The sequence below is a fragment of the Planktothrix sp. PCC 11201 genome (genome assembly GCF_900009135.1).
In the GTDB taxonomy this organism is placed as follows: domain Bacteria; phylum Cyanobacteriota; class Cyanobacteriia; order Cyanobacteriales; family Microcoleaceae; genus Planktothrix.
The window spans coordinates 1-13,784 of sequence record NZ_LT797706.1 but is presented as its reverse complement, the minus strand read 5'-3'; the positions used below and the strand labels follow the sequence as shown (position 1 = coordinate 13,784).

Genomic DNA, 13,784 nt, shown 5'->3' with positions numbered 1-13,784 from the left:
AGTCCATTAGCGTTACTTTGGGGATGCCCTCCCCTAGCTTGTTTACCAAGATTTAGAATATTAATTGCAGCATTTGTATCTCTATGTAACTCGCATCCACAATTACAAATATGGGTGCGGGTTGATAGAGATTTTTTTGCTATTACCCCACAATTACTACATTTTTGTGAAGTGTAATGGGGTGGAAATGGAATTGCTAATTTATCAAATTTAGCCGCAAAATATTCTATCCATTTTCTGAACAAATACCAACTGGCATCACTAATTGATTTAGCGCGCGCAATGGTTTTTAACCAAGTTTCCAACACTTAAATCTTCATAGACAACTACATCGTTAGATGTGCATACGTTACGCGCAATTCGTTTAGCGTGTTCTTCCCGTTGTCTACTTACTTTTAAATGTTTTTTGGCGTAAACTTTTCTGGCTTTGCGTCTACCCGATGAACCTTTGATTTTTTTATAGACTTCAGGACTTACGCAATTACGCTATTCCTGATTGAATTGGGGTTGAGAAACAAATTTTTGATTTTGATCAATAGAATAACCCGTAGCAGAATTCATCAGTTGATTTACCCTTTCATTCGCTTCAAAACCAGGCTGTTTCAGGGTTGAAGATTGATTAATAGTTGAGAGTGTGACCTGAGTTTTTTTAACCGCTTCTGCCAGAGGTTCTAATTTTTCCGATATTGATTTTTGTCGTTCTAAACGTTGGGTTGAGTTAAATAATCTGCCCAAACCATTAATCAGACTTTTGAGGTTATTTTGCAATTGTTCATCCCCGGTTAATTGGCTCACATCTTCACTAATTTTTTGCAGGGTTTGTAGGGTATTTCGAGTGGAATTTAAAGTTTCTTGAATGAGGATTAAATTTTCAGGATCACTCACTCCCTTTGATAAATCTCTGAGGTTAGCTGATGTGGCTTCTGCATTCGCTGAGGCGGCTTCCAAATTTTTAATAATATTAGCCTGTTCTAATTGAGTCATGATCGGGTTTAGACTTCCGACTAAAACACTGAGTTCCTTGGTGGTTTGATTAATATTTTCTAAAGTAGAAATTAAACCAGAGCGATTATTGGCTAATAATCCATTAAATTGATTACTAAGAGCGCCCACTTGATTCGCCGCCCGACTGACAGAATTTGCAGAATCAATAGTCGCTATGGTGACTTCTTTTGTGTCTTTTTGAACAACAGTTGAAAGATTAGCCATTTCTGAAGTCAAAGCATTAACTCCCTGGCTCACCGATTGATTTAACCCCCCAATTCCAGTCCCTACAGACGCATTGAGTTGTTCAATTTCTGACTGGGTGACAGACAAAAATTCTGATATTTTTCCACTTAATTTTATAGCTTCTTGAGCCGCACTAGAACTGGACTTTGCCGCGGAGTTTAAGTTAGTAAATAATTCAGGATTTCCATATATTTCTGCAAATTGATATAAACTCCCAATCAGTTTCATAATATCGATTCCCGGTTCCCCAGAAATTCGCGTATTATTACAAAGAATAGTTTCAGGACAATCGGGACTCATTGGATCGGCATTAGCCAAACTTTGAGAAAATTTTCCTTGAGGAATAATGTCAATATATCCTTCATTTAATAGACCAATTTGGTTAGATTGAATGATCACATTCCGAGGAATAATAAAACTACTGGGTGTAATTTCTAAAATGGCATCAACAGCATTTAAGGAAGCTTTAAGTTGAACCAATCGACCGACTTTAACCCCTCGATATCTGACAACTGTTCCGATTTGTAATGCAGACGCATCAGAAAATTCTGCAATAATCGTGTAACTACTACTTCCTAAACTAATATTTTTCAGCCATAAAACTACGGCTCCAAGTAAACCCAATCCTAACAAAATTAATAGACCCACAGAACCTTCCCGAATAGCTCGTGATCTCATAGTTTTCTCTCTCACAATTAGGGTGAACTTTTAACATCATAAATCTGGTATTTCCCTCTAACTTAACTGGACAACAATTTGATTATTTAAAAGCAGTTTATCGGTTAATAAGTCCTCAACCGTAATTCGTAAAAATCGTTTTTCATCCACTTGAAATAAGACTTTAATCCGATCACTTCCTGGGTTTCCAGGTGGGGTTAATTGAGCAATGGTTCGACCGCCTGGGGTATCATTCAAAGATTGGACAATTTGGCTTTGATCTAAACGACGGGTGACCAAGCGATCGCCATCAAAATACACCTCTGTTCCTCCGGTTTCATCTCCTAATTCCCCTAAAATCAATTCAATACTGGGTTGATTTTCTAAAGATGCACCCAACAATAATTCTATGGGTGTTGTCATCGGATAGGGTTGACCTGATCTTATAATTGAATGCCAACTATGGCAATTATCCCGACGATTCCAGTAGCGAACCCCATAGCTATGATATAAAAAATCTTCTATTTTTGTCCCTTGATTTAGTTGTAAAGCTCCATGGGAAATCGCCTCGAATGGCTTTTCACAGCGAATTTTATCATGATCAAAATATTGCTGAATCCAAGTTTGTACCGATGGAATTTGGGCACTTCCTCCCACTAATAAAACAGCATTAATATCAGAAACTTCAATTCCTTGACGGCGAGCTTGTTGGAAGACTTTACCAATAGAATCATCTAAGGTTTCAAAAAAACTAGCATTAGTAAGAATAGTTTCAAATTGATTCCGGGTTAAGGTTAATTCATAACTATCTAAGGTTTGATCATCGAAATAAACTTCCGTTGCTTGGGTTTGTAAAGATAATTGAATTTTCAAGCGTTCAGCTAAACGAGTTGTTAAGGCTGTTTTGGGTAAATCTTGGGTTTTAGCAAAATAATCCAATAACCAATTATCAATATCAGAACCCCCTAAATTTTGCCCCGCTTTGGCTAAAACCCTAGCAGTTTGTACCCGTTGTCCTGATGATTCTGCAAAGGATTTTTGTCCCCATTTTAAAATAAAGCCTAACGGTTTTTTATTGCTATTTATTTCTAACCGAACTAAGGAAAGATCTAATGTTCCTCCGCCTAAATCAATTACCAGTAAAAGCTCTTGATCGGCTAATCCATAACCTAGGGCCGCCGCCGTGGGTTCATCTAATAATTTTACCTGTTCTATATTAAGGGATTCAGCAACTTTTCCGAGCCAATGACGATAGGATTCAAAGCTATCAACCGGAACCGTAAAGACTAAGGAATTAAACTCTATAGGGATTTGACGAATCTCGTTCACAATTCCATTTAAAAATAGGTTTCCCACTCGTTCAAAGCTAATAATCTGACCATCAATTTCGGGTAAAAATCCCTGAATATTACTGCCAATTCCCCGTTTAAAGTTCTTGAAAAAACGAGGATCATTACTAATATCATATCCTCCATCCCGCACTTGTTGACCCAATAAAATATCCGGTTGAATCGCATCTTTTAGATAAACTAAACTCGGAATTAGGGGCGGATTTTGGCTGGAAATTTGGGATAAATTAGGCAGTTTTAAGGTTTCGGGTTTTTGTGTCGCCGAATTCCAACGGGAAATCACCGTATTACTGGTTCCAAAATCAATCGAAATAGTCATTTTTCTAAATACTTTATAATAGAAATAATTAAGAGTTTGCTTCTTTTTCTAAGATTAACGTAACTGGGCCATCATTTTCGATTGAAACTTGCATGATGGTGCCAAATTTTCCTGTTTCTACTTTCAAACCACTCAGACACAATTGTTCAACAAACTGTTGATAAAGCTTTTCAGCCCTTTCTGGCGCTGCTGAACAATCAAAGGACGGACGCCGACCCTTGCGACAGTCCCCATAGAGGGTAAACTGACTCACCACTAATAATTCACCTTGAATTTCTTGGATGGATTTTTCCCATTTTCCGGTGTTGGTTTGGGGATCGGAAAATAGTCTTAATTCTAAACATTTTCGAGCCATCCAGTTAATCTCTATTTCGGTATCTGTCTCAGCAATTCCTACTAATAGATTCAGTCCTCGCCCAATTTGACCGATAATTTCACCTTCGACGGTAACTTGAGACCCATTAACTCGTTGAACAATGACCCGCATATCAGTAATTAGTAGGGGCGAGGTCTCCTCGCCCAATCCGTTATCAGTAATTGGTTATCAGTTAAGATTTAACTGTATATTTTAACTGTCAACTGTTAATCGTTGCTATTTTCCAAAGCCTTTTCCTCGACTGGTAGAGGGAAGACATAAACAATGATTGAGTTGAGATCGCAGGGTTTCATGATCTAATTCCTGACCAATTAAAACTAATTGGGTTTTGGGTTCAGTTTTCCACTCATCATCATCAATAGAAAACCGTTTTCCGCTTAGATGAAAAATATGACGTTTGGGACTTTCATCAAACCATAAAATTCCTTTAGCTCGAAACACACTTGCGGGAAGTTGGTTATCTAAAAAGTATTGAAATTTTCTTAAAGAAAGGGGTTGATCACTTTGGAAAGAAAGGGAGGTAAAACCATCATTTTCTAAGTGGTTGGAATGGTCATGATGGTGGTGATGATCATGATCATGTTCACAATGGTCATCACAGACATGATCTTCATGGTCATGGTCGTGATCATGTTTGTGCTCGTGTTCATGGGATTGATCATCAAAATATTGATCGGATTGAAATAATCCCACACTCAGAATTAAAGGGAGAGCAACTTGAGAGTTACTGGTGCGTAAAATTCGGGCGTCTTTTTTCATATCCCGAATTCTGACTTCTAATAAATCTACCTCAGCTTCATCGACTAAATCGGTTTTATTTAAAACAATAATATCCCCGTAGACAATTTGACTATTGGCGGCTTGACTATTGAATAAATCCAAACTAAAGTTGGCACAATCAACCAAGGTGACAATAGAATCTAAACGAGTCATATCGCGTAATTCTGTACTTAAAAAAGTCAGAGCGACCGGGAGCGGGTCGGCGAGTCCGGTGGTTTCTACCACCATATAATCCACTTTTTCAGGACGTTCTAAAACCTTGTAAACTGCATTGACTAAATCTTCATTAATGGTGCAACAAACGCAACCATTACTTAACTCAACCATCGTGTTATCTTCATTGGTATTGATAATCAATTCATTATCAATTCCAATCTCCCCAAACTCATTGACCAGGACGGCGGTTTTGATTCCCTGTTGATTGGATAAAATATGATTCAGCAGGGTTGTTTTCCCACTCCCGAGGAACCCGGTAATAATGGTGACAGGCATTCCCCGTTTGGGGTCATCCATGGTTAATTCTGTCTCAGGTGTGACGGCGGACTGCATAGGGGTACTACCAAAAACGTCAAAAACTCAAACTGTAATTTTCAGTGTATCGTATTATTCCTACGATGACAAAGTTTCTACCTGGGAATCTCAAAAAAAAAATTTGCTTAAAATTTCAGAATTAAAGGTGATGGAATAAAACCTTTAATAACTGCTCAACCACAATTTTCCAGGTAAATCTTTTTGATACAAAATCAGGCCCGATTTTTTGGAGGGATTGATAAAGGGTTTCTTTTTGAATGACCATTTCCATTAACTGTAATAAATGTTCCTGATCGGGTTCTAAAAAAAATCGAGTTTCCCCTGTTTTTAAAGTCATTTTCTCGAACTTACTTCTGATTTTATAGACTAATGTGTCATCTGTAAAATCATCCGTTGGCCCCCCGTCGGTACAGATAACTGGAATACCAGAAGCCATCGCTTCTAATACCGGAAGATTAAACCCTTCGGCGGCATAGGGAGACACATAAGCATCGGCGGCTTGATACAGTTGTGCCATTTCTAGGGAGGATAAATTATTCCCAATATAAACCATTCGAGAGGAAATCCGTTGTATTTCTGTCTCGGTTAATGTGTCTTTTGTCGCCTGTTTGAGATAGTCTTTAGACGGAAAAATAGCATCTCTACCTTTTAAAACTAATCGAGCTTGGGGATATGTTTCTGTAATCTGGGCGAAGGCTTTTAAAATCCGATCAATTCCCTGACGTTCATTCCACATTACTCCAATATTCAGGAAGATAAAACAATCATTCCAGCCAAATATTGTTCTGAGTTCCTGTCGTTTTTCTTCGGGTAAAGGATGATAAATATTAGGGTCAATTCCCAAAGGAATCACTACCACTCGTTCAGGGACAGCCCCACTACGAATAAATCCTTCCCTCGACCAATGGGAAGACGTAATAATTAAGGTATCAGAATGGCGATGAGCTTCTCTAAAACATTGAATTTTCATGCCATTTAAAATAGAACGTGGCACAATTCCCCATTCTGTACAGCCAAAAATTGCGGTTTTTTTACTAGCAGAAGCTGTTAAATTAAAGGGACAATAAATCCGTAGGGTAACATCCGCTTGTTGCTCGGTTTGAGGAACGGGAATTCGGTCTAATAAATCTTCAGCTTCAACACTTAATAAATGTTTGCTGGGTTTCCATTCGGAGGTCACATAGGGAATATCTTTATGAAAAACTTTTAAAACGGGATATTTGACCATTTCCAACAGTTGATAACTGTTGATAAAGGAATAGGAATGGGGAATATCTCGCCATCCTTCGACAATAATACTGTGGGGAGCAGATAAAGAAACAGAATCTTTAATCATGGGATTTGCCCAGGATATTGCTGTTTGATCCTGGCAAATTTCTAAGAGTTGATCAACAGTATGTTTCCAGGTATAATGTTGATTAACCCAGTCAGGAGCAGTTTTTCTAGCCTGTTCTCGCCAGGTAGAGTTATCTATGGCTTCCTGCATTAATTCCGCCAAATGGTTCCAATTTGGATGCAGAAAGAATTGACTTTGATGTTGAATAACTTTAGTTTTAAATCGAGTATCTATTTTTAAGGTAAACTCTGGATTGATAATTTCCTCAGTTGCTCCTCCAGAAGTGTAAATAATCGGTAGTCCCGATGCTGCTGCTTCTAATACGGATAAATTAAAGGCTTTAGCAATATCCACCGCTAAATAAGCATCGGAAATTTGGTACAATTGGGCTAGGGATGTACAGGATAGGGTTTGATTAAAATAGGCAACTCGCTGTTTAACTTGAGTAACTTCTTCCTCAGTTAATACCTGTTTACTAGCACTGGTTAACCACTGGTTAGAGTCATGGAAAAAATCCGATCCTTTTAAAACTAATCGCGCCTGGGGATATTTTTCTATAATACTAGAAAAAGCTCTTAAAATTGGTTTAATTCCATCTTGATCCTGTAAACTTCCGACATGGAAAAAGATAAAATAATCTTCCCATCCCCATTGTTTTCTTAATCGAATTCTTTCTGTTTCAGTTAAGGGATAATAAATTTTGGGATCAACACCCCAAGGAATAACCTTTATTTGTTCAGGATTTAGACCACTGCGAATCAGTCCTTCCCGTGACCATTGGGAGGGGGTAATTATAGTAACATCGGGATTAATAATTTGATTTTTTAAGTGAAATAGGGGTTTAAGTTGGGGGGAAGAATCAATTAAAATTCCCCAGGGTGCAGTGGCATAGACCAGGGTTTTTTGACTGTGAGATGAGTTAAAATTAAAGGGTTGATAAAAACGGATAGTAACATCAACCGAGGGATTAATGGCTTGAGGAATTTGTTGTAACTGGGTTTCTAATTCTGACGGGAACAATCCGTTTAAATGTTGCCATTGGGGTTTTAATCCGGCAATATCTTGATGGGTTATTTCTAAGGGCGATCGCTTTAACAGTTCCAAAAGTTGGAATTGATTGGCAATACTATAAGCATGGGGAATAAAACGCCAACCTTCAACATGAATTTTCATAGATAAAAATTTCTCCTCTTTTCCTGGAATCAGTTATTATAACACTCAAAAAAATAAACCATAATTACCCATTTATCATGGAATCTCTCCCCATCCCCCTATTTAACAATTATAAGATAGTTAATAACAGATCAATAGATAATTTCTCTTGACGAATGTTCCTGTAATGATTAGACTAAATCAAGAAAGTGAATAGAATTAAAACATAGTTTTTGATCCGTATCCACCCCGGAGACTAACTTACCGCAAATCTTGGAATTCACCCGTTGTATCAACTTTTATCTGTTCTGGGAGGGGTACAAGTTCTCGGAATTTTAGGTGCATTAATTTTACCCCCTTGGTTTGCCGGAGTAGCGGCATTAGTTGAAAATCTGTATCTACAACCGAAATTAATTGCTGAACAACAGGGGGAAAGTCCTGACCCGGGTGACGGGGTATCGTCCGGGAACTAATGTTTCATTTTTGATGACTTGCTAATTCCAGAGGCTAAACTAGATCCGTTGCCCCAAAAAAACATTGGGAAAACTAGCCCCCCTAGCTCTGTTTTCCCCTGACTGCATCCCGACTTCTTCAACCGGTGAAATTCTATGCACTACGCGCTCCAACGCCAACTCAAACGCCTAGGTCTTGATCAACAAACTCCTCCGGTTGATATCACTACATGGCAAGAATTTCTGGAAGTGGTTAACCACAGCTACCATGAAGCGGATCGGGAACGAAATTTAATCGAGCGATCGCTCACCCTATCTTCCCGGGAAATGTTGGAATTATATAACCAACAAACTCAAGAATCGGCGGCCCGTTTACAAGCCGAACGGAATCGAGCCAAATCGGTGATTAGTTCCCTCGGGGCGGGGTTATGTATTTTAAATCCCCTAGGCCGTTTGTTATCAATGAATCCCGAGGCCGAAAGGCTCCTAGGATGGTCGGAAGTTGAATTAGTCGGAAACCCGATTTTAGAGTGGATTGGAGGGCGATCGCAATTATCCTTAGATGGGTTTCAACAGATGACCGAATCCTCCTCCCCCGGAGAGTTGACCTCTCTCATGGAACCGATCAAATCCAGTGATGATCAATTTCTCTGTGCCGATGGCAGTATTTTACCCGTTTCCTATGTATTAACTCCGATTTTGGAACAAAACACTTTTATCGGAGCCGTTTTAGTGTTTTTAGACATTACCGAACGCAAACAAGCTCAGTTAGAAGCAGAACGATCGCTCTCTCTCCTCCGCGCCACTTTTGATTCCACCGATGCCGGAATTTTAGCCGTTGATCGTACGGGAAAAATCTTAAATTTTAATCAGAAATTTGTGGAAATGTGGCAAGTTCCCACCACCCTATTTAAACCTCCCCATGATCAATCTGCCTTAGCCTTTGTGTTAAGACAATTAAAAGATCCACCTCGATTTCTCAAAACGGTAATGCAGCTTTCTTCTGAACCGCAAACACCAACTTATGATGTGGTAGAGTTCAAAGATGGTAGGATTTTTGAGTTATATTCCCATCCTTCCCAAATGGGGGAAAAATTAGTGGGCAGAGTTTGGAGTTTTCGAGATATTACCCAACGGAAACGAGTGGAAAAAGCCTTGCAATATCGGGTAGAATTTGAACAATTAACTACTAATTTATCGACTCACTTTATTAGTTTAACCACCGATGGGATTGAAAATGGCATTCAACAGGCTTTAGAACGAATTAGTATCTTTATTGGGGTAGAACAAAGCTATTTATATTTATTCGCCGATCAGGAAATCCAGATGAATTCGGTTTATCAGTGGTTAGCAAGCAAAAGTCCCAATCTTGGCTTGCAGGAAAACTCCAGATTAACCGATTTATTAAAAAAAATATTACCCTCAAAACTTTACCTGTGTGATATCCCTTGGTTAGAAAAACAACTCAACCGCTATGAAAATATTTATCTAGCCATTCAAGATTTACCCCCAGAAGCACTAAAGGATTTAGAATATTTACGACAATTTCATCAAAGTTTAGAATTATCATCCTATTGCGAAACCGATACTTCACCTGCAATTGCATCCATTATTCTAGTTCCGTTAGTCTGTCGTCGCGCCCTGGTGGGCTTTCTGCGATTTGATTCTATCTATTCTAGTTATACCTGGTCATCGGACAATATTGCTCTATTGAAAATGGTAGGAGAAATGTTTTCTAATGCCATTGAACGCCAACAAACCGAAGAATTTTTACGAAAAACTGAAGCCAAATATCGCAGTATTTTTGAGAATGCCGCCGAGGGAATTTGTCAAACAACCCTAGAAGGGAAATACCTCAGTGCTAACCCGGCATTGGCAAGAATTTTAGGCTATAATTCCCCAGAGGATTTATTACAAACCGTCACAAATATTGGTGATCAATTATATATTAATCCTCATCGTAGAACCGAATTTATCACAGCAATTCAAAACAATAATTCAGTATCCGGGTTTGAATCCCAAGTTTATCGCCGAGATGGAAGTATCATTTGGATCTCAGAAAATGCCCGGGCTGTTCAAGATCAAAAAACCGGAAAACTGCTCTGTTTTGAAGGCACAGTCGAAGATATTACCGAAAGTAAACAAGCCGCAGAAGCCCTGAAACAAGCCAAAGAAGCCGCCGTTGCCGCCAACCGAGCTAAAAGTAGCTTTTTAGCCAATATGAGTCACGAACTCCGTACTCCTTTAAATGCGATTATTGGCTATAGTGAGATTTTAGCAGAAGAAGCCGGAGACTCGGGGTATGAAGATATTGTTCCCGATTTAGAGCGGATTCGTAGTGCTGGACGTAACTTGCTATCTTTGATTAATGATATTTTGGATATTTCTAAAATAGAAGCGGGGCGCATGGATTTGTATTTGGAAACCTTTGAGATTCCGATGTTAATTGAAAGTGTCGTCGCCACGGCTCAACCGCTTGTAGATCAAAATAGAAATACATTGGACATTCACTATGCCCCCAATACCCCCAGCACCATGCTCGCCGATTTAACCAAAGTTCGACAGGTCTTGTTGAACCTGATTAGTAATGCGGCTAAATTCACTTCGGATGGCCAAATTACCCTCGATATTTGTCTAGCCCAAACCCTTCCCTGGGGAGACTTTCACCCGCAGGATCTGACCGTAGATCCCAAATCAGGCTATATTGCTTTCCAAGTTCGAGATACCGGGATTGGCATTACTCCCGAACAACAAAAACAACTATTTGAACCCTTTACTCAAGGGGATGCCTCGACCACTCGCCGTTATGGGGGAACCGGATTAGGACTCACCATCAGTCAACGCTTCTGTCAAATGATGCAAGGTTCGATTAGCGCGAATAGTGAACCTTCCAAGGGTTCCACCTTTACCGTCTATTTGCCCCTCTGGGTTCAATCCCTATTCTCAGAACCGGAAAACCCGACTTTGCAACCCGAACCCGAGGAACCTTTGGGACAACAAGATTTAATCAGGGTCGAACCCACCTTGACAGTTAATAACTCATCGGCAACTATCTTAGTCATTGATGATGATCCTAATACCCTGGATTTAATCAAGCGATCGCTGATTCGAGCCGGAATGCTGGTCGAAACCGCAGCAACAGGAGAAGAAGGACTTCAGCGTGTCCAGGAACTGCGTCCCGATGCCGTGATTTTAGATATCATCCTACCAAAAATGAGCGGTTGGGCAGTATTATCAACATTAAAAGCCGATCCTAATCTAGCTGAGATTCCAGTGATCGTGTTATCGTTCATTAGCAATAAAAATCGAGGGTTTGCTTTAGGTGCATCGGACTATCTGACAAAACCTTTTGATGGGAAGCGTCTAGCCACTTTACTGAGTAAGTATCAACCGGATCGGAAACGGGATATTCTACCCCTGGCTAATCACATTTTAGTTGTTGAAGATGATCCCATAATCCGACAAATGTTACGCGGATTATTACAGCGACAGGGTTGGATAGTTCAAGAAGCGACCGATGGCGAGGTAGCATTGCAACTGATCCAGCAGTCACCGCCCAGACTGATTCTGCTTGACTTAGTTCTTCCCAAAAAAAGTGGTTTTGAGTTGATCCACGACCTTCACAGAGCCGAACAGTGGGCGAATATCCCAATTATCGTAATTACGGCGGCGGAATTAACCCCCACAGAATGGATGCAATTGCGGGGCCATGTGGAGCAAATTCTTCAGAAAGGCAGTTATAGCGGTGAAGACCTGTTGCGGGAAATTCATACCTTATTAAATGCTAGTCTGAAACAGTTTCCATTAAATTCTAAATCGTGAAAATTCTAACCCTAAACTATTAATGTTGAGATCAGATCATGGTAAAGATTTTATTAGTTGAAGATAATGAAATGAATCGGGATATGCTGAAACGACGTCTATTCCGAAAGGGATATGAGGTGTTTATTGCCGTCGATGGGGCTGAGGGTGTGGCACTAGCCCATTCGACAATGCCCGATCTGATTCTGATGGATATGAGTTTACCTGTGATGGATGGATGGGAAGCCACCCGACAAATTAAAGCCGATCCAAAAACCAAAGCCATTCCCGTAATTGCCTTAACGGCCCATGCCATGGCAGGCGATCGAGAAAAATGTTTAGCCGCCGGGTGCAATGATTATGATACAAAACCCGTAGAATTTTCCCGTCTATTGGAAAAAATAGAAGTCTGTTTAAAGAAAGCAACAGCACCATAATCAGTTATCAGTAAACAGTTATCAGTTATCAGTCAAGAGAAAATATAAATCTCTACTCTTAACTATCGGTTCACAACGGTTACTGAAATCTTGTAGAATTTGCTAAGAGCGATCTCAATTTTTATCTGAGCAACTGATTTGATGAAAACCTTAGCTGGAGGCGTGGTACTTGTTGTTACTATCCCAAGACGACAGTAGGAGCCACTAATAAGAGATGGACGCTCAACCCGATCGCGTACTAATTGTTGATGATAATGAGGTTAACCGTGACCTCCTGGCTAAACGACTTCAGCGCCAAGGTTACGGGGTGACTGTGGCTTCTAATGGCTTTGAAGCTCTGGAAATGATGGCATCAATGTCCCTGGACTTGGTGTTACTAGATATTATGATGCCTCAAATGAATGGCTATCAGGTCTTGGAAACTTTAAAAGCTGATCCCGCCCTGCGTCATATTCCCGTGGTGATGATTTCGGCGGTTAATGATATTGACAGTATTGTTCGTTGTATTGAATTAGGGGCGGAAGATTATTTATCTAAACCCTTTAATCCGGTTTTATTAAAAGCTAGAATTAATGCCTGTTTAGAAAAAAAACGCCTACGGGATCAAGAACAAGCCTATTTAAAAAAGTTAGCGGAAGAACAGGAAAAATCCGAACGATTATTATTAAATATTTTACCCGAAGCGATCGCCCAACGTCTAAAACGGGGAGAAAGCACTATTGCCGATAGTTTCGCCGATGTTACAGTTTTATTTGCAGATATTGTCAATTTTACTAAATTATCCGCTAATTTATCCCCGGCTCAATTAGTGGAAGTTCTCAATGAAATTTTCTCGGCTTTTGACGAATTAGCGGAAAAATATGGCTTAGAAAAAATTAAAACCATCGGAGATGCTTATATGGTGGTGGGGGGACTCCCTACTCCCCGTCCTGACCATGCAGAAGCGATCGCAAATATGGCTTTAGATATGCAAAGGATTATCGGTCAATTTCGGCTTGAAGGCAATGAACCTGTACAAATGCGTACCGGAATTAATATCGGTGCGGTAGAAGCGGGAGTTATTGGGACAAAGAAGTTTACCTATGACCTCTGGGGAGATACGGTAAACACCGCTAACCGCATGGAGTCCCATGGAGTCGCAGGCAAAATTCAAGTCACAGAAACTACCTACCAACGTTTAAAAGATAAATACATTTTTGAGGAGCGCGGCATTATTGAAATTAAAGGCAAAGGCGAAATGTTCACCTATTTCCTCACCGCCCGAAAAGATTAAATTGGGTAATGGGGATCGCGGATTTAAGAGGATTTCACGGATTTCACGGATTTTAATCTGTCCCCCAATCAAGTCGAGGGCAGGGTTAATC

8 protein-coding genes and 2 pseudogenes are annotated in these 13,784 nt (G+C 39.9%); 4 read left to right on the top strand and 6 right to left on the bottom strand.

Features of this window, described 5'->3' with window-relative positions; translation table 11 throughout:
* The 6 genes and pseudogenes from PL11201_RS17160 to PL11201_RS17135 form a co-directional block, all read right to left on the bottom strand.
* Positions 1-465: pseudogene (locus PL11201_RS17160) on the bottom strand (RNA-guided endonuclease InsQ/TnpB family protein); the annotation flags it as partial.
* A 21-nt stretch (positions 466-486) separates the two neighbouring features.
* Complete coding sequence (locus PL11201_RS26160) at positions 487-1,908, bottom strand: MlaD family protein (RefSeq protein ID WP_144017801.1); 1,422 nt, start codon at positions 1,906-1,908, stop codon at positions 487-489.
* Positions 1,909-1,965: 57 nt separating this feature from the next.
* Entirely contained in the window at positions 1,966-3,555 is a 1,590-nt protein-coding gene (locus PL11201_RS17150) for an Hsp70 family protein (RefSeq protein WP_079680124.1), read from the bottom strand.
* 28 nt (positions 3,556-3,583) lie between these two features.
* The gene (gene dtd / locus PL11201_RS17145) at positions 3,584-4,042 is read right to left on the bottom strand and encodes a D-aminoacyl-tRNA deacylase (RefSeq protein WP_079680123.1); all 459 of its coding nucleotides are present in this window, start codon (positions 4,040-4,042) and stop codon (positions 3,584-3,586) included.
* A 105-nt stretch (positions 4,043-4,147) separates the two neighbouring features.
* Entirely contained in the window at positions 4,148-5,260 is a 1,113-nt protein-coding gene (locus PL11201_RS17140) for a CobW family GTP-binding protein (RefSeq protein WP_079680122.1), read from the bottom strand.
* A gap of 121 nt (positions 5,261-5,381) precedes the next feature.
* Positions 5,382-7,751, bottom strand: a complete 2,370-nt coding sequence (locus tag PL11201_RS17135; RefSeq protein ID WP_079680121.1) for a glycosyltransferase family 4 protein — start codon at positions 7,749-7,751, stop codon at positions 5,382-5,384.
* 245 nt (positions 7,752-7,996) lie between these two features.
* Here PL11201_RS17135 and PL11201_RS17130 point away from each other — a divergent pair.
* From PL11201_RS17130 to PL11201_RS17115, 4 genes and pseudogenes are all read left to right on the top strand, one after another.
* A pseudogene (locus PL11201_RS17130) lies at positions 7,997-8,203 on the top strand (AI-2E family transporter); the annotation flags it as partial.
* 135 nt (positions 8,204-8,338) lie between these two features.
* The gene (locus PL11201_RS17125) at positions 8,339-12,004 is read left to right on the top strand and encodes a PAS domain S-box protein (RefSeq protein ID WP_079680120.1); all 3,666 of its coding nucleotides are present in this window, start codon (positions 8,339-8,341) and stop codon (positions 12,002-12,004) included.
* 38 nt (positions 12,005-12,042) lie between these two features.
* Complete coding sequence (locus PL11201_RS17120) at positions 12,043-12,420, top strand: response regulator (protein ID WP_079680119.1); 378 nt, start codon at positions 12,043-12,045, stop codon at positions 12,418-12,420.
* Positions 12,421-12,634: 214 nt separating this feature from the next.
* Positions 12,635-13,693, top strand: coding sequence for an adenylate/guanylate cyclase domain-containing protein (locus tag PL11201_RS17115; protein WP_079680118.1), 1,059 nt, complete (start codon positions 12,635-12,637; stop codon positions 13,691-13,693).
* The last annotated feature ends 91 nt before the right edge of the window (positions 13,694-13,784 follow it).

Coding starts and splice junctions, on each gene's coding strand:
- PL11201_RS26160 (WP_144017801.1), bottom strand. CDS start 1,908: ATGAGATCACGAGCTATTCGGGAAGGTTCTGTGGGTCTATTAATTTTG.
- PL11201_RS17135 (WP_079680121.1), bottom strand. CDS start 7,751: ATGAAAATTCATGTTGAAGGTTGGCGTTTTATTCCCCATGCTTATAGT.
- PL11201_RS17120 (WP_079680119.1), top strand. CDS start 12,043: ATGGTAAAGATTTTATTAGTTGAAGATAATGAAATGAATCGGGATATG.
- PL11201_RS17150 (WP_079680124.1), bottom strand. CDS start 3,555: ATGACTATTTCGATTGATTTTGGAACCAGTAATACGGTGATTTCCCGT.
- PL11201_RS17125 (WP_079680120.1), top strand. CDS start 8,339: ATGCACTACGCGCTCCAACGCCAACTCAAACGCCTAGGTCTTGATCAA.
- PL11201_RS17140 (WP_079680122.1), bottom strand. CDS start 5,260: ATGCAGTCCGCCGTCACACCTGAGACAGAATTAACCATGGATGACCCC.
- PL11201_RS17115 (WP_079680118.1), top strand. CDS start 12,635: ATGGACGCTCAACCCGATCGCGTACTAATTGTTGATGATAATGAGGTT.
- dtd (WP_079680123.1), bottom strand. CDS start 4,042: ATGCGGGTCATTGTTCAACGAGTTAATGGGTCTCAAGTTACCGTCGAA.